Here is a 22,288-nt window from a genome sequence, read left to right as displayed (position 1 = left end):
AACCATGAGATGGCCGGATTCTGAGCTTGCGGCCATCCTTCGAGACGCCGCTGCGCGGCTCCTCAGGATGAGGGATGGAGTATGGACCGAATTATCAGTCAGGCTCTCAGGATGAGGGTGGAGTGAAAGATATTAAACCACCGGCGCCTTCGCGCGCCCCGGCTCGATCAGCTCCGGCCGTGGCCCGCTCAGCCGCTTGTGCATGTGAACCATGAAGGCCATGCCGAACAGCGGGGTTGCAAGATTGACGATCGGGATCGACACGAAGGCCGCGATGAACAGGCCCGCCATGAAGACGGTGGGCGCGTGCTGCCGTCGCATCGCCTTGGCCTCTGCGGGTGAGCGGAAACGCATCGCCGCGAGCTCGAAATATTCACGCCCGAGCAGCCATGCCGTCGCGATGAAGAAAATGATGAAGCCGATACCGGCAAAGAAGACGAAAGGCAGCGCGATCAGATAGACCGCGATGGTCAGCAGCGCCGTCTTGCCGCCCTCCCACACCGCTTGGCCGAGCGGCAATGCCGTGCCCGGGCGCTCCGCCGGATAATGTTCGCGCTCGACGATGTCAGCGACATCGTCGACGAAGAAGCTTGCCACCAGCGACGTGATCGCCGGCATCAGGAAGATCGCGCCGGCAACGACGCTGAGGCCTGCCGCGATGGACAGGATCCATGTCAGCACCGTGACCATGCTGTGATAGTCCGAGCCGACCATGCCTTCGGCCCAGATGCCGCCGGCCGTCGCCGCCCAGTTCAGAAGGCGCTGCATGCCGATCGCCAGCACGGTGATGAACACCAGCGCCATGCCGATCGATTTCCAGAGGATGCTGCGCATCGGTGGCGACAGAATTTGCGAAAGCGCCTTGGCGGCAGCAGCGAGCATTCCCATTCTCTCCTTGCGATCACGAACACGTAACAAGTCGAAAGTTGTCAGACAAGTGCAGCGCAGCATCGACTTCTTCACTGGACGGATAAATAGAAAGCGCTAGTCTCCCCAAAAAACAATCATCAGGGAGGACGACGTCTTGATCAGCAAGGGTACCCGTGCGCTTTTGATTGCCACTGCCGCTTCCGGTCTGTTTCTGAGCGCGGCGCCTGCCTTGGCGCAGCAGAGCATCACCGTCTGGTTCAGCAAGGGATTCTATAAATCCGAAGACGAGTCGCTGCTGGCGGCGATCAAGAAGTTCGAGGAGAAGACCAAGATCAAGGTCGAGCTCTCGCAATACGCCATTCAGGACATGATCCCGAAGACGGTGGCCGCGCTGGATTCCGGCACGCCGCCCGATGTTGCCTATGCCGACACCTATGACGTGCAGGCCTCCGGCAAATGGGCGTTTGAAGGCAAGCTCGAGGACATCACTGACATCCTCAAGCCGATGATGGACAAGTTCGCGCCCAACACGGTCGAAACGGCTTTTCTGATGAACGGCCAGACCAAGAAGAAGGGCTATTACGGCTTCCCGCTGAAGCAGCAATCCATGCATGTGGAGATCTGGAGCGACATGCTCCAGCAGGCCGGCTTCAAGGTCGAGGACATTCCGAAGGACTGGAAGGGCTATTGGTCGTTCTGGTGCGACAAGGTACAGCCCGCCTATCGCAAGGCGTCGGGCAGCCGTGCCTATGGCGTCGGCCAGCCGATGGGCGTGGAATCCACGGACTCGCTGCAGTCGTTTTACACCTTCATCGATGCCTATAACGTCAAGCTGGTGGATGACGATGGCAAGCTCACGGTGGACGATCCGAAGGTCAAGGAAGGCCTGGTCGGCGCTCTGAAAGACTATACGGATACGTATATCAAAGGCTGCACGCCACCCTCCTCGACCACGTGGAAGGACCCCGACAACAATGTCGCCTTCCACAACCGGTCGATCATCATGACCCATAACTTCACGATCTCGATCGCGGCGAAGTGGTATGAGGATTCGCAGAACCAGACGCTGACGCCGGAGCAGCGTGCCGCCGGCAAGAAGGCGTATGAAGACACGATCATCACCGCGTCCTTCCCGCTGAAGCCCGACGGCACGCCGATCAAATATCGCTCGGATGTGAAGACCGGCATGATCTTCTCGCAATCGAAGAACAAGGCGGGCGCGCGGGAATTCGTCAAGTTCCTGCTCGAGGAAGCAAACCTGCAGCCTTATGTGGAAGGCGCGCTGGGCCGCTGGTTCCCGGTGACCAAAGCGGGCCAGGCCTCGGCCTTCTGGCAGGCCGACAAGCACCGCAAGGCGGTCTACACCCAGTTCATGGGCGGCACGACGCCGTTCGATTTCACCAAGAACTACAAGTTCACCATTCTCAACAACGAGAATGTCTGGGCCAAGGCGATGAACCGCGTGGTCAGCGAGAAGGTGCCGGTGGAGAAGGCCGTGGACGAGCTGATCGCGCGTATCAAGGAGATCGCGGGCTGACCGTCATTCCGGGGCGCGCGTAGCGCGAACCCGGAATCCCATTCGGCTCTATCACCTGCGGGGGCTTTCAACAGAGCTCCGTCACTTCGAGATTCCGGGTTCGGCCCCGACGCCTCCGGCGTCGATCCCGCCCCGGAATGACAGGCAAATCCCATGACGGCGATCACCTACACCACACCCTCCACCACCTCTCGCCCCCTCTCCGCGCGGCTCTCCACGCCGCAGGTCTGGGGCATCGTGATGCTCGCGCCCTATTTCCTCGTCTTCCTCGCTTTCGTCGTCTATCCGATCAGCTATGGCCTCTGGCTGGCACGGCATCCCGCCAGCTATGTCGCGCTCTACAACGATCCCGTCTTCGCCCGCGCCGTCGTCAACACGCTTATCTTCCTGATCATCGGCATCAACGTGAAGATGCTGATCGCCCTCTTCCTGTCCGGCTTCTTCGTGCAGACGCGCGCCTGGATTCGCTGGCTGTCGGTGTTGTTCATCCTGCCCTGGGCGGTGCCGTCGATCCCGACCATCCTGTCGGTCCGCTTCATGTTCAATCCGGAATGGGGTGTGATCAACAATCTGATCTTCAAGTTCACGGCCGAGGATGGGCCAAACTGGCTCAACGATCCCGCCATGGGCCTGACGCTGGCGATACTGGTCCATATCTGGAAGTCGCTGCCGTTCTGGACGCTGATCCTGATGACCGGCCGTCTTGCGATATCCAACGACATGTTCGAGGCCGCCGATGTGGACGGCGCCAGCTGGTGGCAGAAATTCCGTTTCATCACCTGGCCGTCGATGCAGACGCTGTATCTCACCTGCACCCTGCTCTCGATGATCTGGACGCTCGGCGATTTCAACAGCGTCTATCTGCTCACCGGCGGCGGCCCGGCCGATCTCACCCATGTGCTGTCGACGCTCGGCATCCGCTATCTCCGTCTCGACCAGCTCGACCTGGCCATGGCCTCCATCGTCTGCGCGATGCCGCTGGTGTTGCCGCTGGTCTATTTCATGATGAAGAGGCTGTCGCGATGAAGGCCGAAGCGGTCAAGGCCTCGACCCTGCGCATGCCCACGCTGCGCGAGATCGGAAATGAAGCAAAGCTCCTGCTGATCGGCATTCCCGTGCTGATCTGGACGCTGATCCCGATCTACCACATGTTCCTGTTCGCGATCTCGCCGAAGCAGGATGCCTTTGCCGGCAAGCTGTGGCCCGATCATCCGACGCTGCAGAACTTTCGCATTGTCTTCAATCAGCAGCATTACTTTCTGCGTGATTTCTGGGTGCAGTTCGGCAATTCGGTGGTGATCGCCATCGCTGCCGGCGTGATTACGCTGATTATCGCGACGCTGGCGGCCTTTGCCATCTCCCGCCTGCGCATCCGCGGCGGTCGCACAGTGATGAATCTGGCCTTGTTCACCTACTTCATCCCCGCGGCATTCCTTGCGGTGCCTATGTATCGCACCATGGGCAATTACGGCCTGCTCAACAATCACTGGTCGCTGATCCTGGCGATGGTCACTATCGCCTCGCCTTACGCGATCTGGGTGCTGAAACAGGCGTCCGACAAGCTGCCTGTAGAGCTGGATGAAGCCGCGATCATGGATGGCGCCACGCCGCTGCAGCTGTTTCGCATGGTCTATGTGCCCTTGATGCTGCCCTCGCTGGTGGCCGTGGGCACATACGCGCTGCTGCTGGCCTGGAACGAATATCTCTATGCATTCCTGCTGCTGTCGAAGGACACCGAGATCACGCTGCCGGTGGCGCTCGGCAATTTCCTCGCCGCTGACGACTCGCCATGGGAATTGCTGATGACCACCGGCTTCATCTATGCGCTGCCGCCGGCTGCGGTTTACTACGCCTTCCGGCGTTACATGGTGGGTGGACTGACGGCGGGAGCGGTGAAGTCGTAGGAATAGCTACGCAACCGCCCTCAACCCTTCCTGATCCAGCGTCGTCGCTTGCCCAGCGGTTTCAGCCGCGAACTGCGCGGGCGCGGTTTGTCCGGGAAAATCGACCCGCCCTGGAAATGGGTCAGTGGAGCCCGCCACCTCCCGGAGCGGCTTCGGCTTGTCGGCCCAATGCAATGATGTGTAGTCGAAGCCGAGCTCGATGGTCGGCTTCACGACTTCGAAATAAGGCGAGATATCGAAGTCACGCGGCATGTAGAGTGACGAATGCCGGATATGCAGGATCTCGCGCCGTGCCTGCCGACTGCCGGCGCGCGTGATCTTCGGCAGGATCGGATAGCGCACCGCCTCGAAGGCCTGCGCGATCAGCGCAGAGCAGATGATTTTTGTCGGATCGCCGGAGCCAATCGCGATCATGCGCCGGCGCCAGCGCTGCGGAATCGGCAGCGGAATGAGAAAGCGCATCAGATCGATGATGTTCTTGGTGTCGTAGCCGAAGCCGACGCGATTGATCGCATAGCGGCACACCGTGGTGCGATCTTCATAGGAAAGGCCGACCGGCCGACAAAGCCGCGTATGAAACGAGAAATATTTCGACAGCGGCGCGGTCGTGACGCCCTCGCCGATATTGGCCTCGATCAATACATGCGGTTCGCCATTCGGCTCCACCGCGCCATCGATCGGCCCGACATAGAGCGCGGCATGTGACCAGGTCGACTGGGTAAGATATTTGATGATGCCGGACACGCGGTTGTTGCCTTCGACCAGCAGCACATCGCCTTCCCGGATAATGTCATGCAGGCGTTCGGGGTCGCTGGGCGTGAACGGCTCGTAGCCCGGCACTTCCTTCTGCAGATATTTTGCGATCAGTTTCCCGACCGTATCGAGCATGATGCCCATGACGTTGACCCCGGTTGCGGTTCGTATCGACCGCTTTGTCCCTGTCTCCATCATGGACGCCAGCCATTGCAATTTGGTTCATGGGTGAGCTCCGGCATAAACGTGCGATTCACCATGAGGGTTGCTGCAGGCAGGCGAATGCTGCAAGGTTCGCGGGACGTTCTCATGCTCAGTACACTTTCGGAAACCATGCCATGACTTTCTCACGCCGCGCATTTCTATCGGCGTCGGCTGGATTGACGCTTGTGCCATTCACGTTTGCATCATGGCCCGGCGCAAGGGCGAGGGCTGCGGCATTGCCGCGCGATGCCGATGTGGTGGTGATTGGCGCGGGTGCTGCGGGTATCGCAGCGGCGCGGCGCGTTCAGGCTGCGGGGCGCAAAGTCATCGTGCTGGAGGCATCCGCGCAAATCGGCGGTCGCTGTGCGACGGATAGCGCAACCTTCGATGTGCCGCTCGATCTCGGTGCGCGCTGGCTGCATACGCCCGAGTCCAATGTGTTGGTCAAGCTCGCGCGCGGCGCCGGCATTGATGTCGCACCCTCACCGAGCCAGAAACTGCGCATCGGCCGCCGCAACGCGCGCGCTGCGGAAACCGAAGAGCTGCTCGCCACTTTTGTGCGCGCCACCCGCGCCATCGATGAGGCTGCGCGCCGCGGCGATATGTCCTGCGCGTCCGTTCTGCCGAAGGACCTCGGCGACTGGTCCGGCACGGTCGATTTCGCGCTCGGCGCCTACGCGACCGGCAAGGATTTGAAGGACCTCTCAGCGCTCGATCAGTCACGCTCGGAGGATCGCGCGATTTCGGTCGCAACTCGGCAGGGCCTCGGCGCACTGATGGGCAAGCTTGGTGAAGGCGTGCCGGTCGTGCTGTCGACACCGGCAACACGCGTGACATGGAGCGGCCGCGATGTCGGCGTCGAGACGCCGGCAGGTCGCGTGGCGGCGCGTGCGGTGATCGTGACGGTGTCGAGCAATGTGCTGAATTCCGGGGCGATCAAGTTCTCGCCGGAGCTGCCGAAGCGACAGCTCGATGCGGCGGCCAAACTCACGCTTGGCAGTTACGACCGCATCGCGCTCGAGCTGAAGGGCAATCCGCTCGGGCTTGGCCGTGATGAATTGATGATCGAGCAGAGCATGACGACGCGCACCGGCGCATTGTTCGCCAATATCGGTGGCTCCTCGCTCTGCACGATCGATGTGGCAGGCTCGTTCGGCCGCAGCCTTGCGGCCCAGGGCGAAGCCGCGATGACAGGCTTTGCGACGGAGTGGCTGACAAAGCTGTTCGGCAGCGACGTGAAGAATGCGATCCAGCGCAGCAAGGTGACGCGCTGGGATACATCGCCCTTCATCCTCGGCGCGATGTCGGCGGCAGCACCGGGCGGCCAGACTTCGCGTCGCGTGCTGGCGGAGCCCATGGGCAGTCTCTTCATGGCCGGCGAAGCGACGCATGAGACCCTGTGGGGCACCGTCGATGGCGCCTGGGAAACCGGTGAGCGCGCTGCGGACGCCGCGCTGAAGAAGATCGGCGCGGTCAAGGAGCCTGAAACGGAACCGAAGCCGGTGAAGAAGCAAAAGCGCCGCACGGCTCCACAATCGAGCAATGCAAGCGGGTTTGGCGCGAATTAGCGGAACAGGCCGTCGAACAGCGGCAAGCCGACCACCGCCGAAACGGCGATCAACGCATAACAGATCCGCCGGAATGTCTCGTCGCTCGCGACGCCGAACAATTTCGAGCCGATCGACAGGCCAAGCCCGAATAGCGGCCCGGTGATGACGGCGAGGCCGACGACCGTCGTCGTCCAGAGGCCGCCGAAGAAGTAGCTGATCACGATCAGCACATCACCGATGGCGAAATAGAGGATGATGTTGGCGCGCGTGACGGCAGCGACCGCGGCTTCGCGCAGCCAGTACAGGACGACAGGCGGTCCGCCGGCCTGCGCAAGGCCGCCGAAGAAACCGCCGGTGAAGCCAACGGAGATGGTGAGCGGCACCGTTGGCTGGCCGTGAAAACGCCAGCCGGACATCAGCAGCACCAGCAGCGAGATGATCAGCAACGCGATGATCCACCGCACGAGAAGCGGATCGGCGAGCGCGAGCACCATAGTGCCGAGCGGAATCCCGATCAGTGCGCCGATGGAGATGATGCTGACATCGCGCTTGTCGGCGCGTTTCGCCGCGTTGGGGATCAGGGTCAGCGTGGTCAGAAAGTCGATCAGCAACAATAAGGGTGAAGCCAGTTGTGCGCCGATCACGCTGGAAGCCAGCGGCATGAAGATCAGCGCCGACCCGAACCCGGAAAATCCGCGTGCGAGGCCGGCGATGAAAGCAGTGACGATGAGAATGACGAGCGAGGTCGTGGAATATTGCGCGAGACCGAGAGTCTCGATCATGCGCGCAACATGCCGCTCGTCTTCTTGGTCACTTCAGCCACGATTTTCGCCGCCACTGCCTCGATCTCCTGATCGGTGAGCGTCTTTTCGCGCGGCTGGATGGTCACGGCGATGGCCACCGACTTCTTGTCGTCGTCGATGCCCTTGCCTTCGTAGACGTCGAACACGGTGACCCCGGTGACCAGCTTCTTGTCGATGCCAGCCGCAGCCTTGACGATATCGCCGGACTTCACCTTGCGATCCACGATGAAGGCGAAATCGCGCGACACCGGCTGGAACGCGGAGAGCTCCAGCAGCGGTTTTGCGCGGGTTGCCTTCTGCTTGGCATCCGGAATGCGATCGAGGATCACTTCGAAGGCCAGCAGCGGACCATCGGCCCCGAGTGCTTCCAGCGTGCGCGGATGCAATTCGCCGAAATAGCCGAGAATGTTCTGCGGCCCGATCTGGATGGTGCCTGAACGGCCGGGATGCAGCCAGTCGGCGCCGCCGGGAACGATTTGCAGCGCTTGCATCGGCGCGCCCGCAGCCGCGAGCACCGCGAATGCGTCGGCCTTGGCATCAAGCGCGTTGGCGGCGCTGGCGCCGGTCCAGTGACGGCCGGTGCCATTTGAAGAAGCGAGGCCACGACGCACGCCCGCGGCGGCCATGAACTGATCCTGCGGACGATCGCCCTTGAAGACCTGGCCGACTTCGAACAGCGCGATATCGGACGAGCCGCGATGCGCATTGGCCTGCGCCACCGCGATCAGGCCCGGCAGCAGGCTTGGCCGCATGTCGGAGAGATCGGCTGCGATCGGATTGGCGAGCGCGAGTTCGGGCTTGCCGCCACCGAACACTTCGGCGTGCGGCTTGGAGATGAACGACCAGGTGACAGCCTCGACGAGGCCGCGCGCGGCCAGGCCGCGCTTGGCGCGACGGGTCCGCTGCTGGATCTGGGTCAGCACAGGCTTGCGCTGCGCATCGCCGCGCGGGAACGGCGTCAGCGGCACCTTGTCGACGCCGACAATGCGCATGATTTCCTCGACGATGTCGGCTTTCCCCGTGACGTCCATGCGCCATGACGGTACAGCGACCTTCACCACGGGACCATTGCCGGCGACGGAGAAGCCGAGCCGGTTGAGGATCATCCGCATTTCCGGGAATGGGACGTCGATGGCCGCGAGGCGCTTCACTTCCGCGATCGGAAAATCGATCAGGCGATCGTCGCCATAGGTCTTGCCGACCACGATGCTTTCCGACGGCGTGCCGCCACAGAGCTCCATCACCAGCTTGGTGGCGAGTTCGAGGCCGGGCACCATGAAGACGGGATCGACGCCGCGCTCGAAGCGATAGCGTGCGTCCGAATTGATGCCGAGCTTGCGGCCGGTGTGGGCGATGTTGATCTCGTTCCACAGCGCGGATTCGATCAGCACATCGGTGGTGTCGTCGGAGCAACCCGAGGCCTCGCCGCCCATGATGCCGGCCAGCGATTCGACGCCATGCTCATCGGCAATGACGCAGATCTTGTCGTCGAGCTTGTAGGTTTTGCCATCGAGCGCGGTCAGCGTCTCGCCATCCTTCGCACGACGGACGACGAGGTCGCCTTTCACCTTGGCGGCGTCGAACACATGCAGCGGGCGCGCGCGGTCGAAGGTCAGGTAGTTGGTGATGTCGACCAGCGCATTGATCGGACGCAGGCCGATGGAGGTCAGCTTCTTCTGCAGCCATTCCGGCGACGGGCCGTTCTTGACGCCACGCACGAGGCGCAGCGCAAAACCCGGACACAGCTTGCTGTCTTCGACCGTCACTTTCACCGGGCAGGGGAATTCACCCTTGATCGGCTTGATGCCGGGATTCTTGAAGGTGCCCGTATCGGCCGCCGCAAGATCGCGCGCGATGCCGGCGACGCCGGTGCAATCCTGGCGGTTCGGCGTCAGGTTGATCTCGATGACGGGATCGCCAAGCTTGGCCCAGTCCGGATACACCGCGCCAACCGGCGCATCGGCCGGCAGCTCGATGATGCCATCGATCGCATCGGGCAGGCCGAGTTCACCGGCCGAGCACAGCATGCCCTGGCTTTCGACACCGCGGATATTGCCGAGGCCAATGGTGAAATCCTTGCCCGGAATATAGGTGCCGGGACGAGCCAACACCGTCTTCAGCCCCGCACGCGCATTCGGCGCACCGCAGACAATCTGCAGCGGCTTGTCTTCACCGGCATTGACGGTGCAGACGCGCAGGCGATCAGCATTGGGGTGCTGCACGGCTTCCACGATCTCGGCGATCGTGAACGGCGCCAGCAGTTTTGCCTTGTCCTCGATATGCTCGACCTCGAGCCCGATCATGGTGAGCTTTTCGCTCAACTGATCGAGTGTGGCGTCGGTGTCGAGATGATCCTTCAGCCAGGAGAGGGAGAATTTCACGTGCTCAGTCCTCCGGCCAGAGTCGGCATTTCAAGCGGCTTGAAGCCGTAGTGATTCAGCCAGCGCACATCGCCTTCGAACAGCTGGCGCAGGTCGGCCATGCCGTATTTCAGCATCGCGATGCGATCGATGCCCATGCCCCAGGCAAAGCCCTGATACACATCGGGATCGATGTCGCAGGCGCGCAGCACATTCGGATGCACCATGCCGCAGCCGAGAATTTCCAGCCAATCCTCGCCTTCGCCGAAGCGGATCTCGTTCTTGTCGCGGCGGCACTGGATATCGACTTCCAGCGACGGCTCGGTGAACGGGAAGAAGGACGGGCGGAAACGCATATTGACGTGATCGACCTCGAAGAACGCCTTGCAGAATTCCTGCAGGATCCATTTGAGGTGGCCGAGATGCGAGGTCTTGTCGATGACGAGGCCTTCGACCTGATGGAACATCGGCGTGTGTGTCTGGTCCGAGTCGCTGCGATAGGTGCGGCCCGGACAGATCACGCGGATCGGCGGCTTCTGGCTCAGCATGGTGCGCACCTGCACCGGCGACGTATGCGTACGCAGCAGCAGGCGCGAGCCGTCTTCCTTCGGATTGAAGTAGAAGGTGTCGTGCATCTCGCGGGCCGGATGACCCTCGGGGAAGTTCAGCTTTGTGAAATTGTAGTCGTCGGTCTCGATGTCCGGGCCTTCGGCGACGGCAAAGCCCATATCGGCGAAGATGGTTGTCAGCTCGTCCCAGGTCTGGCTCAGCGGATGCACGCGGCCAAGCTCGGCAGGGTTTTCACGCAGCGGCAGGGTGACGTCGATGGTCTCGGAGGCGAGGCGCGCATCGAGCGCGGCGCTCTTCAGCACGTCGCGGCGCGCGGTCAGCGCCTGCGAGACGGCATCCTTGGCGAGATTGATCGCGGCGCCTTCGGTCTTGCGCTCCTCCGGCGTCATCTTGCCGAGGGTCGCGAGCAGTGCGGAGATCGAGCCCTTCTTGCCGAGTGCTGCGACGCGCACGGCTTCCAGTGCGGCTTCATCGCTGGCACCGGCGATATCAGCAAGAATCTGTTGTTGGAGCGTCGTCAGGTCGGACATCGGCAACCTCGATTGAAGAGGCGGGCGCCTCTTGCTGTCGTCGTCCCCGAAACAGTTCGGGTGCGCCGTTCTACAGCACGGTTTGCAGGGATTTAAGACGCCAATGGCCGGAACAGGAGCGCTCCTAAGAGCGCTTCTGCCCGGCCATGACAATGTCGATAGATCCGCGGGAGCGGAGAGGTTTAGGCTGCGAGAGCAGCCTTGGCCTTCTCAGCGATCGCGTTGAACGCCGCCGGCTCGTTGATCGCGAGATCAGACAGAACCTTGCGGTCGACAGTGATGCCGGACTTGGCAAGACCGTTGATAAACACGCTGTAGGTCATGCCGAGCGGACGGACGGCAGCGTTGAGGCGCTGGATCCAGAGGGCGCGGAACGTACGCTTCTTGCGCTTGCGATCGCGGAACGCATATTGGCCGGCCTTGTCGACGGCAGCCTTTGCGGCGCGGATGGTGTTCTTGCGACGACCGCGGAAACCCTTGGCGGCCTTGTAGACTTTCTTGTGCTTGGCATGAGCCGTCACACCGCGTTTAACGCGAGCCATGACTGATCTCCTTCATCTGAAATAACAAAAGGGGTGAATGCACCGCGCTGTTCGCGCAGTGGCAGGGGATCAGGCGTTTGGCAGGAAGTACTGCTTGATATTGTCGCCGTCGGTCTTGAACAGCACGCGGGTACCGCGGAGCTGACGAATCTGCTTCTTCGTCCGCTTGATCATACCGTGGCGCTTACCGGCATGGGCCGACACAACTTTGCCGGTGCCGGTGACTTTGAAGCGCTTTTTAGCGCCCGACTTGGTCTTCAACTTGGGCATTTTGCTCTCCTCTAGCCACGCAGAAAACGCCCCGGAGGGCGCTGCATCGGCCGAAAATGCTCGTTAGAGCGTTGATTGTGCTCAGCTAATTTCCGAAATGAAATGAAGCCTGCACGGTCGTCGCCACGGCAGCCCTTGATCAGCCGGTCGACGAAGCCGGGCTTATGGCAGAGATGCGACAGCTTGGCAACGTTTAACCCGTCGCAACTTTTAGCCGAAAAGATGGTTCTGGTCTGGCCGACTCGGCTATGCATGCCTATCTGCTGCCAAGCACTCGCTCATTGAAAGGACACCAATAATGGTCCGCAATCGACGCACCGCCGCCCGCGCGGTTGCTATCCAGCAAGAATCCGCCGCGCAAGCTGCCGCAGGGTGGCTGTTCGTGGCCGCTGGCCTCGCCGCCGTGACAGCACTGGCCGGGGCGCTGTCCTTCGTTCTGGGCTGAGCCGCCCGGCCAACCTTCCGCTGATTGCCAAAAGAAAAGGCCCGCCAAATTGACGGGCCGAAACTCTTGATAGGTCTGATCGCGTTACCGCGGGGCTAGAACCATCACCACCTGGCGGCCTTCGAACTTCGCGTCCTGCTCCACCTTGGCGAATTCGGCGACATCCGCCTTCACCTTGTCGAGCAGCTTGGTGCCGATCTCCTGGTGGGCCATTTCGCGGCCACGATAGCGCAAGGTGATCTTGACCTTGTCGCCTTCCTCGAAGAACCGCTGCATCGCCTTCATCTTCACGCCGTAGTCGTGATCGTCGATCATCGGGCGGAGCTTGATCTCCTTGATTTCGACGGTTTTCTGACGCTTGCGCGCTTCGGCAGCCTTCTTCTGCGCCGAATATTTGAACTTGCCGTAGTCCATGATCTTGCAGACCGGCGGGCTCACATTCGGCGAAATCTCGACGAGATCCATGCCGGCTTCGGCAGCCATCTTGATCGCAACCATCGTCTCGATGGTACCGTGATTGATACCTTCCTGATCGATCAGCTGGATCTGGGCGTTCCGGATTTCATCGTTGGTGCGCGGCCCATCTTTGGCTGCAGTGGGCGGGGCTCTGTTCGGACGGCGAATGGGATATTCTCCAAGGTTGTGATGGAAGGCGGCATTTTGTCGGAATAAGGCGTTTCGAGCAAGCAAACTCACGCTACGCGGCGCCAGATCGCTCAAGTCAGCGGCATTTGCGCCACGCCGGACCCGACAATCGTCCGCCAACCGGACGCAGCCCACATAGAGCGCCGCGGCCTGTTCCGCAAGCGCCAGTTCCATTCGGAAACGCCGCACCGGCGTTGACGTTCCAGCCTCGGTCCAGCAAACACCACGCAGTTCCAGCAGGATGGAGATCGTCCATGAGCACGGCGGCGGCGCCCGATCCCAGTTTCATCACCGTCGGCAGCGGCGCGGCCTCCCGACAGATCGCCATGCGCGTCCGCGAAGGCGCGACGCCGGGCGTGTTCTGGATGAGCGGCTTCAAATCCGACATGCAGGGCGGCAAGGCCGTCGCGCTGGACGAATGGGCTGCGCAACACGGCCGCGCCTGCGTGCGCTTCGATTATTCGGGCCACGGCGAATCCGGCGGCAAGTTCGAGGATGGCACCATCGGCGACTGGCTCGCGGACGGTCTCGCCGCCTTCGACGCCGCCTGTCAGGGCCCGCAGATCGTGGTCGGCTCCTCCATGGGCGGCTGGATGGCGCTGCTGCTGGCGCGTGCGATTGCCAGGCGCGGCAAAGCGGGCCGTGCCTCGCTGCGTGCGCTGGTACTGATCGCGCCGGCGCCGGATTTTACCGAAGAGCTGATGTGGAAGCAGTTTTCGCCGGAGATCCGCGCGGAGATCGAGACCACCGGGCAATGGCTGCGGCCGTCGGACTATGGCGAGCCCTATCCGATCACCAAGCGGCTGATCGAGGAGGGGCGCAATCATCTGCTGCTCGGCGGCTCCATTGATGTCGGTTGTCCCGTCCGCATCCTGCAGGGACGGCAGGATCCCGACGTGCCATGGCAGCATGCGTTCCGGTTGGCCGAACGGTTGCCAGCTGAGGATGTGGTCCTGACCATGATCCAGGACGGCGATCACCGCCTGTCGCGGCCGCAGGATATCGGGCGGCTACTGGCGACGGTGGCGGAGTTTTGATGGAGTCGTAACCCGGGGCCGGCGAATTGCCGAGGCTCTGAATCCCGGATTGCGCTGCGCTCCATCCGGGCTACAAAAACACAAACGATAAAATCAGGGAGCAAAGCCATGAATACGACCGCCCTGCTGCGGACGTTCTGCACATCCGTCGAGACGCGCGATGGCAAGAGCTTTGCCGACCTCTTCACCGAAGACGGCGTCTATCACGACGTGTTCTACGGCGCCTTCGCAGGGCGGGCGAAAATCGCCGACATGATCGATCATCATTTCTACGAGACCGCCGAGGAATTTCGCTGGGACATGCATGATCCCGTCAGCAATGGGCGCACGCTCTATGCGCGCTACACGTTCAGCTATCGCTCAAAACTGCCGGAAGCGGGCGGCAAGCGCGCGATGTTCGAGGGCGTTGCGATCATGACGCTGCGCGACGGATTGATCGCGAGCTATCAGGAAGTCGCAAACACGGCGCCGGCCTTCGTCGATCTGAATTTCGCACCGGAGCGGATCGCGAAGATCGTCGGAAAGCAGGGCGCAGCGTTGAAGGTGCGGGAAGAGATGAAGCGGCATCTGTAGGGTGGGCAAAGGCGCCATTGTGCCGTGCCCACCTTCAAGTGCTCGGCTGGTGAAGGTGGGCACGCTTCCGCCGTCGCGCTTCGCGCTATGGCGGACAAGTCGCTTTGCCCACCCTACGATGTGCGTGCGTCTCGCCATTCGGCGCGCACAGTTTCATCTTCATCGTTGGTGATCGCGAGCTGCGCAAACGCATCGCCCGACATCAACTGTCCCAGTGCCCAAACCGCGGCCCCACGCACCAATGCGCTCTCATCGCTCAACAACCGCTTCGCATCATCGATCAGCGTCGCATCGCCTGAATTCCCGATCGCGATCAGCACGTTTCGCAAGAATCGGTTGCGACCGATGCGCTTGACCGGCGACTTCGTGAACAGCGTGCGAAACGCAGCGTCATCGAGCTTCGATAATTCGGCGAGCGTCGGCGCGCGCAGTTCGTCGCGTGCCGCAAGCTTCGTCTCTCGGCCTTCCTGCGCGAACTTGTTCCACGGGCAGGCCGCCAGGCAATCGTCGCAGCCATAGATGCGGTTGCCCATGGCCTTGCGGAATTCGTGCGGGATCGGGCCCTTGTGCTCAATGGTGAGATAGGAAATGCAGCGCCGAGCATCGAGGCGATAGGGCGCGATGAAAGCCGATGTGGGGCAGCTGTCGAGGCACGCGCGACACGAGCCGCAGCGATCGGTGATCGGCTCGTCGCGCGGCAGCTCCAGCGTCGTGAAGATCGCGCCGAGAAACAGCCATGAGCCGAATTCGCGTGACACCATATTGGTGTGCTTGCCCTGCCAGCCGAGACCGGCCGCCGACGCCAGCGGCTTTTCCATCACGGCGGCCGTATCGACGAAGACTTTCACCTCGCCGCCGGCCTCGGCAATCAGCCAGCGGGCGAGCTGCTTCAGACGCTTCTTGATCAGGTCATGATAATCGTCGCCGCGGGCATAGACCGAGATCGCGGCACGCGATCGTTCGGCCAGGATCGCTATCGGATTCTCGTCCGGTCCGTAATTCATGCCGAGCATGATCACGGAGCGGACGTCCTGCCACATCACTTTCGGATCGGCGCGGCGGCTGGGATTGTCGGCAAGCCATTCCATCTCGCCATGGGCGCCGGCTTGCAGGAAAGCCTCGAGCTTTTCTTGCACGCCGTCGATGGCGGCGGGATCTGTGATGCCAATGGAATCGAAGCCGAGCACCCGCGCTTCGCGCGCAAGCCTGTCCTTCAGATCGGCAGGGAGAGGCGTTGCGCCGTCAGGGCTTAGAAATCGAGATCCACATAGGTCCGCGAGGCCGGCACGCCCGCCAGCCACTCGCTCAGCAGCGGTCGGAACGACGGACGCGACTTGATCCGTGCGTACCACGCCTTCGCTGCGTCGTCCTCGCTCCATGGCACATCGCCCAGGTAATCGATCGCCGACAGATGTGCCGCCGCGACCAGATCCGCATAGCTCAGCCGATCACCGGCCAGAAAATTTCGCGTCCGCGCCAGCCAGCCGATATAGGCCAGATGATAGCGCACATTGGCATTGGCTGCGCGAATCACATCCATCGATGGCGCGCCGCCGCCGATATCCTCGCTCATGAAACGCTTATAGATGCGTTCGGTGACCAAAGGGCCAGAGGCCTCTTCAAAAAATTTCTCGTTGAACCAGGCCATCAGGCGGCGCACTTCGATGCGCTCGGCCATGGAGGTCGGCAACAGGCGTCGATCCTTCGCCTCGTGTCCATGCATCTCGTCGAGATATTCGGCGATGATGCTGGCGCCGGGGATCGGCGGCGTGTCCTCGGCAACAAGCACCGGAGTGGTTCCGGCCGGATTGAGCTTCAGGAAATCCTCACGCCGATCCCACGGACGCTCGTCGACCAGCGTCAAGTCAAGGCCATATTCGCCGAGAACAAGACGCACGAAGCGCGAATGCGGACAGAAGGCGTGATGATAGAGCGTGTACATGCGGGCCTTGGTTAGTAAATCGACGTTAACAAAGCGTCTCGGCGGCGGCGGTATAACTGGCGCGCGAAGCGCGTCAAACTAGCGAAGCGCGCATGAGAGGCAAGGCGCGATTGCAGGCTTTTTGCGATTGCAGCAGTGCAACGAATAGGCGAGAAGAACCCGGCTTTTTGAGGCCGCCAGTGGGGACGACAAGTCAATGATGTCTGATACGTTGAGGGCGGTAATTCTCGGTATCGTCGAGGGCGCCACCGAATTCCTCCCGGTTTCCTCCACGGGCCATGTTCTTCTCGTCCAGCGTATCCTGGGAGTCGACGAGGTCGGCCTCTGGAAGAGCTTCGCGATCCTGATCCAGCTCGGCGCCATTCTCGCCATTCTCTCGATCTATTTCGGCAAGCTGTGGCGAATCGCGCTCGACATGTTCAAGGGCGATGCTGCTGCTCGCCGTTTCGTGATCGGCGTGCTCGTCGCCTTCCTGCCCGCTGCCGTGCTCGGGGCGGCCTTTGGCGGCTTCATCAAAGGTTACCTGTTCAATCCGTGGGTCGTCTGTTTCACATTGATCGTGGGCGGCGCGATTCTGCTCTGGGTTGATCAGCTCGATCTGCGGCCGGTGCATCACGATGCCACCGAATTTCCGCTGATGACCTATCTGAAGATCGGGTGCTGCCAGTGCGTGGCGATGATTCCCGGCGTGTCACGCTCGGGCGCCACCATTGTCGGCGCCATGCTGATGGGTGCCGACAAGCGCGCTGCGGCGGAGTTCTCGTTCTTCCTGGCGATCCCCACCATGGTCGGCGCCTTTGCCTATGATCTGTTCAAGAGCCGCAACGACATTACGTCGGATGGGGCGGTGATCATCGCCATCGGCTTCGCCGTGTCGTTCATCACGGCGCTGTTCGTCGTGAAGACGCTGCTGAATTACGTCACCCGCCACGGCTTCGCGCTGTTTGCCTGGTGGCGTGTGATCGTTGGCACGTTCGGCCTGATCGCGCTCGCGCTCGGCGCGTAACGACCGGGTCGGTAAACAACTTGTTAAAGCCTGCCGTCTAGGGTCGCCGCGATCAGCGGACGATCGCAATGACCATCAATCTCGAAGTCGGCAGGCCTGCGGCGCCGGCGATATCTGATGACTATCGATCTTTCGCCGGTTGGCTCGCATTGGCGGGCCTTTTCGGAATCGCGATCGGGCTGCGACATGTGTTCGGTACGAACACCGACGTGAGCTGGCTGCTCACTGCGGGCGAACGGGTGCTCGACGGTGCGCGGCTTTACGTCGATGTCCTCGAAACCAACCCGCCGATGTCGGTGCTCGCTTATCTGCCGGCCATCACGCTCTCGCGGTTGACCGGGATGATGGCGGAAGTCGTTGTCGATGCGCTGGTCTTTCTCGGAATTTTCGCATCGCTGGCCTGTTGCGCGTTTCTGCTGCGGCGAAATGCTGATTTCACCGAGGCGCGAGGCTGGCCGCTGACGCTGCTCGCCTTCGCCGTGCTTGCCATCCTGCCAACCCAGGTTTTTGGCCAGCGCGAGCACATCGCCCTGATCGCCTTGCTGCCTTTCCTGGCGGCCTTGATCGATCGCATTGCGGGCGGCCAGCCGCCGCGATGGTTCGCAATCGTCGCGGGCCTTGGCGCGGCCGTGACATTGGCCTTCAAGCCGCATTTCGCGCTGACCGTCTATGTGCCGCTCTTCGTGCTGGCCAGCGTGACGCGCTCGTCATGGCGGGTGCTGTGGTTGCTAGAGCACCTTGTCGCTGCAGCTGGCGGCATTGTCTATGTCGCGGTTACCGCAATCATGTGGCCGCAATTCTTCACGGAAGTCCTGCCGCTGCTGCGAGACATCTATGTCCCGGTCAAGCTGCCGATGACGGCGCTGCTTGAAGCCCCGGCCACAGCGCTTTGGGCCGTCGCTCTGCTCGCGATCTTTGCCCTGCATCGAAAACAGCGCCTGTCGCCTGCTCTGATCCTGCTGATGGCAACATCGGCAAGCTTCGCCGCAGCGTTCGTGCTTCAAGGCAAGGGCTGGCCCTATCAGTCATACCCGGCCATCGCGCTGGCCCTGTTTGCCCTCGGCTTCACGCTGACACGGGACAACGGCGCCTCCCGCGGCTGGCTGCTTGGCGCGGGCGTCTTGCTGCTCGCGCTCTTCATACGGTCGATGCTGTGGTTCTATCTGGCCTTCGATGCGCGACCACTGCAGGAGCGCGTTGCGCAACTCGGCCAGAAACATCCGGCCATTCTTGCGATCACGGCCGAGCCGGCCATCGGTCATCCGCTCACCCGCATGGTTGGCGGCAGCTGGGCGTCGCGCCAGCAGGGTCTATGGATCGATACTTATTACACTTTCATGCTCCGCACGGGCATGTTGGACAATGTCCGCGCCGCGGCAGCCGAAGCGCATGCGGAGCGCGAACGGAAGCGATTGATCGAGGACATCCTCCGCCTGCCGCCGACGATCCTGATCGTCGATGATCCCACCGGTAGCGGCGGCGATTGGTTGAAGGCGCATCCCGATGTCGCCGGCCTGCTAAGCGATTTCGAGCTGGTCGATACGGTGGACAAAGTCGGGATCTTTACGCGGCGGGCATCAGGCGGCTAGGTCGCCCGACGTGATGCGCTTCACGCCGGCCTTGGCCATGTCGGCCCAGGCCTTCGCCAGCGAACCCTGGGTGTCGATGCCACGACAGGCATCCTCGATCACATAGGTTTCGAGGCCCGCCTTGCGCGCATCCAGTGCCGACCATGCCACGCAGAAATCCGTGGCCAGTCCGACCAGGAAAACACGCTGCAGTTTCCGTGATTTCAGATAGCCGGCAAGGCCGGTGGTCGTCTTGCCATCGGCTTCGGTGAAGGCCGAATAGCTGTCGACGGCCCTGTCGTAGCCTTTGCGCAGAACGAGCTGGGCATGCGGGATGGCGAGGTCCTTGGACAGCGCCGCACCTTCGGTGCCCTGCACGCAGTGATCGGGCCACAGCACCTGCTTGCCATAGGCAAGGTCGGTGGTCTCAAACGGCTTCTTGCCGCTGTGGCTGGAGGCGAACGAGATATGGCCAGGCGTGTGCCAGTCCTGGGTCAGAACCACATGGGCGAATTGTTTCGCGAGACTGTTGATGACAGGGATGACCTTGTCGCCATCTTTCACCGCGAGGCTGCCGCCGGGCAGGAAGCAGTTCTGCACGTCCACCACGAGCAGCACCGAATTGCGGTCGACCGTCACTTTGCCGGCGGCCTCGAGTGCTTTCGGCATCATGCCGGTCGCTGCCATCGCACCAAATCCCACAAGAAGCTGACGTCGGTCGACCATCGCAACATCTCCCGCCGGAATGGCATCAGCAAATCAGGCCGGGAGATGGACGTAAAGAGGTGTGATTCGCCCTCTCGCTCCCTCGCCCCGCTCTTGCAGGGAGAGGTAAAACGATCACTTCGGCTCGATACCGTCGCGGACGGCGCGGAAGCGCGGGAAGGCTTTCGACCAGTCATCGCGGGGCGCGCTGGCGATGATGCGCATGGCGGTCTTGCCGGTGCCGAAACGCAGCCACTGCACCACCGTGACCGGCGTGTTGCCCTTGCCGCTGATGGCGTCGATGCGGGTCTCATAGCCGGGCATGCCGTCGATGCGCTGCGGTTCGGACAGGGTGATGCGGGCCTCGCGCAGGCCGGGGATCTGGGCAGCGGCCTGCTGGGCGAAGCGACCGCGGTCGTCGGCGCGCTCCGGCGCCGAGCCGACGCTGCCGAGAATCATGAACGGGCTCTGCTCGATGCCAGCCTCGTCGGCGGAGTCCGCCAGCAGGATCGCCGCGCCCGGCGCCAGCATGCGGACGGTCTTGAATGCGCTGAGTTCGGCGATCTTGAACGGCATCATGCCGAGCTGCTCGTCCAGCGGCACTTCCTTGCGGACGGTGACGCTGGCGAACATCTGGCGGACGGCATCGTCGGTATAAATTTTCTGCGCGTTTTCCGGGACTTGGACGGCGACGTAGCCTGAGAAGGTGCCGCCATTGACGATCATCGAATAGCGCCGCACCGGAACGCCCGCAGCGTCCTTGGTCGGCTCGACAGTGTAGAAGGCCTGGCCGGCTCCGGTCTCGATGGTCTCCGGTTTCAGCGCCATGCTGGCCGGATTGGTCTTGAAGGCGGTGTCGACCTCGGTGAAGGCGGATGCCGGCAATTCGGTCATCAGCATTTTCACGCCCTGGTCCGAGGTCTGGAAGCCGGTGAAGGTCTTGGACGGCTCCAGCCCCACCGATGGGGTGATCCCGATCCGGACCCCCGCGGGATAGATGGGATCGGCCGCATGGACCGTGGTAGAGGCGGCCAGCAACACGGTCAGGGCGAACAGGGGCGCGAGGTGTCTCATCAGGCTCTTACTTGGTTCGGTGTTGCGGCGGGTCTTTGAGGCGGCGGCCAGAGCGGCCAGTCTGCCGAAAGGGGCTTAGGTTGCCCTGTTCCAGCAACAGATCAAGGCACAAATCCGTTCCCGCAAGGTCCCGCGCCGATCCGCCGCGTTGCCTGTTTCGGACCGCGCATTCAGAGTTAATTAATTTCCCGAATACCCTATGATTTCCGCGCCTAAGCCCCTCTGGGATGCCTTGCGGCAACCTAGCCCCCTCCTATATGACGCTCAGCGTCGCAATATCGCGAGCATGTGATTGATTTGGGGGTTTGAGCGGGGTGCCCGTTGGGCCCGGCCAACCTGCCGCAGAAAAAGGAAGTATGAGCATGGGAAAGGTCATCGGTATCGACCTCGGTACGACGAACTCCTGCGTCGCCGTCATGGATGGCAAAACGCCGAAGGTCATCGAGAACGCAGAAGGCATGCGGACGACCCCGTCCATCGTCGCCTTTACCGATGATGGCGAGCGCCTCGTCGGCCAGCCGGCCAAGCGCCAGGCGGTGACCAATCCCGAGCGCACGATTTTCGCAGTGAAGCGCCTGATCGGCCGCCGCTACGAAGATCCGACCGTCGAAAAGGACAAGAAGCTCGTCCCGTACAAGATTGCCAAGGGTGGCAATGGCGACGCGTGGGTCGAAGTCGACGGCAAGACCTATTCGCCCTCGCAGATCTCCGCCTTCACCCTGCAGAAGATGAAGGAAACCGCGGAAGCCCATCTCGGCCAGTCGGTCGATCAGGCTGTCATCACGGTTCCCGCATACTTCAACGACGCCCAGCGTCAGGCCACCAAGGATGCCGGCAAGATCGCCGGCCTCGAAGTGCTGCGCATCATCAACGAGCCGACTGCGGCTGCGCTGGCCTATGGCCTCGACAAGTCGAAGTCCGGCACCATCGCCGTGTACGACCTCGGCGGCGGCACCTTCGACGTCTCGATCCTCGAGATCGGCGACGGCGTGTTCGAAGTGAAGTCGACCAACGGCGACACCTTCCTCGGTGGTGAAGACTTCGACATGCGTCTGGTCGGCTATCTCGCCGACGAGTTCAAGAAAGAGCAGGGCATCGACCTGCGCAACGACAAGCTGGCCCTGCAGCGCCTGAAGGAAGCCGCTGAAAAGGCCAAGATCGAGCTGTCGTCCACAACCCAGACCGAAATCAACCTGCCCTTCATCACGGCCGACGCTTCCGGTCCGAAGCATCTGACCCTGAAGCTCACCCGCGCCAAGTTCGAAGCGCTGGTGGACGATCTCGTGCAGAAGACCATCGAGCCCTGCCGCAAGGCGCTGAAGGATGCCGGCCTCACCGCAGGTGAAATCGGCGAAGTGGTGCTGGTCGGCGGCATGATCCGCATGCCGAAGATCCAGGAA

23 protein-coding genes are annotated in these 22,288 nt (G+C 62.0%); 11 read left to right on the top strand and 12 right to left on the bottom strand.

Annotated elements, in window-relative coordinates; genetic code table 11:
- Positions 1-132 precede the first annotated feature (132 nt).
- A complete protein-coding gene (locus ACIQ17_RS00935; RefSeq protein WP_398464402.1) occupies positions 133-882 on the bottom strand; it encodes a sulfate transporter family protein in 750 nt (249 codons plus the stop codon).
- Between the two features lie 142 nt (positions 883-1,024).
- On the opposite strand from ACIQ17_RS00935, the gene ACIQ17_RS00930 reads away from it, so the two are divergent.
- The 3 genes from ACIQ17_RS00930 (at position 1,025) to ACIQ17_RS00920 (ending at position 4,311) form a co-directional block, all read left to right on the top strand.
- Positions 1,025-2,407 carry an ABC transporter substrate-binding protein gene (locus ACIQ17_RS00930; RefSeq protein WP_398464400.1) on the top strand — a complete coding sequence of 461 codons (1,383 nt, stop codon included), beginning with the start codon at positions 1,025-1,027 and terminating at the stop codon, positions 2,405-2,407.
- A 153-nt stretch (positions 2,408-2,560) separates the two neighbouring features.
- Positions 2,561-3,433: a carbohydrate ABC transporter permease gene (locus ACIQ17_RS00925; protein ID WP_398464398.1), complete on the top strand. Its 873-nt coding sequence runs from the start codon at positions 2,561-2,563 to the stop codon at positions 3,431-3,433.
- Between the two features lie 26 nt (positions 3,434-3,459).
- The gene (locus ACIQ17_RS00920) at positions 3,460-4,311 is read left to right on the top strand and encodes a carbohydrate ABC transporter permease (protein WP_398464508.1); all 852 of its coding nucleotides are present in this window, start codon (positions 3,460-3,462) and stop codon (positions 4,309-4,311) included.
- 6 nt (positions 4,312-4,317) lie between these two features.
- Here ACIQ17_RS00920 and ACIQ17_RS00915 read toward each other — a convergent pair whose 3' ends face one another.
- Positions 4,318-5,208, bottom strand: a complete 891-nt coding sequence (locus ACIQ17_RS00915; protein ID WP_398464396.1) for a YiiX/YebB-like N1pC/P60 family cysteine hydrolase — start codon at positions 5,206-5,208, stop codon at positions 4,318-4,320.
- Positions 5,209-5,402: 194 nt separating this feature from the next.
- On the opposite strand from ACIQ17_RS00915, the gene ACIQ17_RS00910 reads away from it, so the two are divergent.
- Positions 5,403-6,836 carry a flavin monoamine oxidase family protein gene (locus ACIQ17_RS00910; RefSeq protein ID WP_398464394.1) on the top strand — a complete coding sequence of 478 codons (1,434 nt, stop codon included), beginning with the start codon at positions 5,403-5,405 and terminating at the stop codon, positions 6,834-6,836.
- Here ACIQ17_RS00910 and ACIQ17_RS00905 read toward each other — a convergent pair.
- From ACIQ17_RS00905 to rpmI, 5 genes are all read right to left on the bottom strand, one after another.
- Positions 6,833-7,600, bottom strand: a complete 768-nt coding sequence (locus tag ACIQ17_RS00905; RefSeq protein WP_398464392.1) for a sulfite exporter TauE/SafE family protein — start codon at positions 7,598-7,600, stop codon at positions 6,833-6,835. The genes ACIQ17_RS00910 and ACIQ17_RS00905 overlap by 4 nt on opposite strands.
- Entirely contained in the window at positions 7,597-10,002 is a 2,406-nt protein-coding gene (gene pheT, locus ACIQ17_RS00900) for a phenylalanine--tRNA ligase subunit beta (RefSeq protein WP_398464390.1), read from the bottom strand. Before pheT ends, ACIQ17_RS00905 begins: the two co-directional genes overlap by 4 nt.
- Positions 9,999-11,081 (bottom strand): phenylalanine--tRNA ligase subunit alpha, encoded by a 1,083-nt coding sequence (pheS, locus tag ACIQ17_RS00895; protein WP_398464388.1) that lies wholly within the window; start codon positions 11,079-11,081, stop codon positions 9,999-10,001. The genes pheT and pheS overlap by 4 nt, the downstream gene beginning before the upstream one ends.
- A 182-nt stretch (positions 11,082-11,263) precedes the next feature.
- Entirely contained in the window at positions 11,264-11,623 is a 360-nt protein-coding gene (gene rplT / locus ACIQ17_RS00890) for a 50S ribosomal protein L20 (RefSeq protein ID WP_211911125.1), read from the bottom strand.
- A gap of 69 nt (positions 11,624-11,692) precedes the next feature.
- Entirely contained in the window at positions 11,693-11,893 is a 201-nt protein-coding gene (gene rpmI / locus ACIQ17_RS00885; RefSeq protein WP_002717744.1) for a 50S ribosomal protein L35, read from the bottom strand.
- Positions 11,894-12,191: 298 nt separating this feature from the next.
- Here rpmI and ACIQ17_RS00880 point away from each other — a divergent pair, with 298 nt between their 5' ends.
- On the top strand, positions 12,192-12,338 hold the full coding sequence (locus ACIQ17_RS00880) for a hypothetical protein (RefSeq protein ID WP_211911126.1): 147 nt from the start codon (positions 12,192-12,194) through the stop codon (positions 12,336-12,338).
- An 84-nt stretch (positions 12,339-12,422) separates the two neighbouring features.
- On the opposite strand, the gene infC is transcribed toward ACIQ17_RS00880, so the two are convergent.
- Positions 12,423-12,899, bottom strand: coding sequence for a translation initiation factor IF-3 (infC, locus tag ACIQ17_RS00875; RefSeq protein ID WP_398464506.1), 477 nt, complete (start codon positions 12,897-12,899; stop codon positions 12,423-12,425).
- Between infC and ACIQ17_RS00870 the strand changes: the two genes are divergently transcribed.
- From ACIQ17_RS00870 to ACIQ17_RS00860, 3 genes are all read left to right on the top strand, one after another.
- Positions 12,852-13,010 (top strand): hypothetical protein, encoded by a 159-nt coding sequence (locus ACIQ17_RS00870; protein WP_398464512.1) that lies wholly within the window; start codon positions 12,852-12,854, stop codon positions 13,008-13,010. The genes infC and ACIQ17_RS00870 overlap by 48 nt on opposite strands.
- 227 nt (positions 13,011-13,237) lie before the next feature.
- Positions 13,238-14,020, top strand: coding sequence for an alpha/beta hydrolase (locus ACIQ17_RS00865; RefSeq protein ID WP_398464384.1), 783 nt, complete (start codon positions 13,238-13,240; stop codon positions 14,018-14,020).
- A 108-nt stretch (positions 14,021-14,128) separates the two neighbouring features.
- Complete coding sequence (locus tag ACIQ17_RS00860) at positions 14,129-14,593, top strand: nuclear transport factor 2 family protein (RefSeq protein WP_398464382.1); 465 nt, start codon at positions 14,129-14,131, stop codon at positions 14,591-14,593.
- Between the two features lie 113 nt (positions 14,594-14,706).
- Here the strand turns inward: ACIQ17_RS00860 and queG are convergent, their stop codons facing one another.
- Both queG and ACIQ17_RS00850 read right to left on the bottom strand, forming a co-directional pair.
- Positions 14,707-15,894, bottom strand: coding sequence for a tRNA epoxyqueuosine(34) reductase QueG (gene queG, locus ACIQ17_RS00855; protein ID WP_398464380.1), 1,188 nt, complete (start codon positions 15,892-15,894; stop codon positions 14,707-14,709).
- Positions 15,843-16,535, bottom strand: coding sequence for a glutathione S-transferase family protein (locus tag ACIQ17_RS00850; RefSeq protein ID WP_398464378.1), 693 nt, complete (start codon positions 16,533-16,535; stop codon positions 15,843-15,845). The genes queG and ACIQ17_RS00850 overlap by 52 nt, the downstream gene beginning before the upstream one ends.
- 196 nt (positions 16,536-16,731) lie before the next feature.
- On the opposite strand from ACIQ17_RS00850, the gene ACIQ17_RS00845 reads away from it, so the two are divergent.
- Together ACIQ17_RS00845 and ACIQ17_RS00840 are read left to right on the top strand one after the other, a co-directional pair.
- Positions 16,732-17,541, top strand: coding sequence for an undecaprenyl-diphosphate phosphatase (locus ACIQ17_RS00845; protein WP_398464376.1), 810 nt, complete (start codon positions 16,732-16,734; stop codon positions 17,539-17,541).
- A gap of 68 nt (positions 17,542-17,609) precedes the next feature.
- Positions 17,610-19,130 (top strand): hypothetical protein, encoded by a 1,521-nt coding sequence (locus ACIQ17_RS00840; protein ID WP_398464374.1) that lies wholly within the window; start codon positions 17,610-17,612, stop codon positions 19,128-19,130.
- Here the strand turns inward: ACIQ17_RS00840 and pncA are convergent.
- Positions 19,119-19,835, bottom strand: coding sequence for a bifunctional nicotinamidase/pyrazinamidase (gene pncA, locus ACIQ17_RS00835; RefSeq protein ID WP_398464372.1), 717 nt, complete (start codon positions 19,833-19,835; stop codon positions 19,119-19,121). The genes ACIQ17_RS00840 and pncA overlap by 12 nt on opposite strands.
- 114 nt (positions 19,836-19,949) lie before the next feature.
- A complete protein-coding gene (locus ACIQ17_RS00830) occupies positions 19,950-20,888 on the bottom strand; it encodes a hypothetical protein (protein ID WP_398464370.1) in 939 nt (312 codons plus the stop codon).
- Positions 20,889-21,250: 362 nt separating this feature from the next.
- On the opposite strand from ACIQ17_RS00830, the gene ACIQ17_RS00825 reads away from it, so the two are divergent.
- A partial coding sequence (locus tag ACIQ17_RS00825; protein WP_398464368.1) for an Hsp70 family protein occupies positions 21,251-22,288 on the top strand: 1,038 nt, incomplete at its 3' end.

Origin of the sequence: Tardiphaga sp., assembly GCF_044340795.1 — a bacterium.
Classification (GTDB): domain Bacteria; phylum Pseudomonadota; class Alphaproteobacteria; order Rhizobiales; family Xanthobacteraceae; genus Tardiphaga.
This window is presented reverse-complemented; position numbering and strand designations above follow the sequence as displayed.

Excerpts from the sequence above, each read along its gene's own strand:
- pncA (WP_398464372.1), bottom strand. The coding sequence starts at position 19,835 with ATGGTCGACCGACGTCAGCTTCTTGTGGGATTTGGTGCGATGGCAGCG.
- ACIQ17_RS00935 (WP_398464402.1), bottom strand. The coding sequence starts at position 882 with ATGCTCGCTGCTGCCGCCAAGGCGCTTTCGCAAATTCTGTCGCCACCG.
- ACIQ17_RS00925 (WP_398464398.1), top strand. The coding sequence starts at position 2,561 with ATGACGGCGATCACCTACACCACACCCTCCACCACCTCTCGCCCCCTC.
- ACIQ17_RS00850 (WP_398464378.1), bottom strand. The coding sequence starts at position 16,535 with ATGTACACGCTCTATCATCACGCCTTCTGTCCGCATTCGCGCTTCGTG.
- ACIQ17_RS00905 (WP_398464392.1), bottom strand. The coding sequence starts at position 7,600 with ATGATCGAGACTCTCGGTCTCGCGCAATATTCCACGACCTCGCTCGTC.
- ACIQ17_RS00860 (WP_398464382.1), top strand. The coding sequence starts at position 14,129 with ATGAATACGACCGCCCTGCTGCGGACGTTCTGCACATCCGTCGAGACG.
- rplT (WP_211911125.1), bottom strand. The coding sequence starts at position 11,623 with ATGGCTCGCGTTAAACGCGGTGTGACGGCTCATGCCAAGCACAAGAAA.
- ACIQ17_RS00880 (WP_211911126.1), top strand. The coding sequence starts at position 12,192 with ATGGTCCGCAATCGACGCACCGCCGCCCGCGCGGTTGCTATCCAGCAA.
- ACIQ17_RS00840 (WP_398464374.1), top strand. The coding sequence starts at position 17,610 with ATGACCATCAATCTCGAAGTCGGCAGGCCTGCGGCGCCGGCGATATCT.
- ACIQ17_RS00910 (WP_398464394.1), top strand. The coding sequence starts at position 5,403 with ATGACTTTCTCACGCCGCGCATTTCTATCGGCGTCGGCTGGATTGACG.
- ACIQ17_RS00865 (WP_398464384.1), top strand. The coding sequence starts at position 13,238 with ATGAGCACGGCGGCGGCGCCCGATCCCAGTTTCATCACCGTCGGCAGC.
- ACIQ17_RS00845 (WP_398464376.1), top strand. The coding sequence starts at position 16,732 with ATGATGTCTGATACGTTGAGGGCGGTAATTCTCGGTATCGTCGAGGGC.
- ACIQ17_RS00830 (WP_398464370.1), bottom strand. The coding sequence starts at position 20,888 with ATGAGACACCTCGCGCCCCTGTTCGCCCTGACCGTGTTGCTGGCCGCC.
- pheS (WP_398464388.1), bottom strand. The coding sequence starts at position 11,081 with ATGTCCGACCTGACGACGCTCCAACAACAGATTCTTGCTGATATCGCC.
- ACIQ17_RS00915 (WP_398464396.1), bottom strand. The coding sequence starts at position 5,208 with ATGGGCATCATGCTCGATACGGTCGGGAAACTGATCGCAAAATATCTG.
- rpmI (WP_002717744.1), bottom strand. The coding sequence starts at position 11,893 with ATGCCCAAGTTGAAGACCAAGTCGGGCGCTAAAAAGCGCTTCAAAGTC.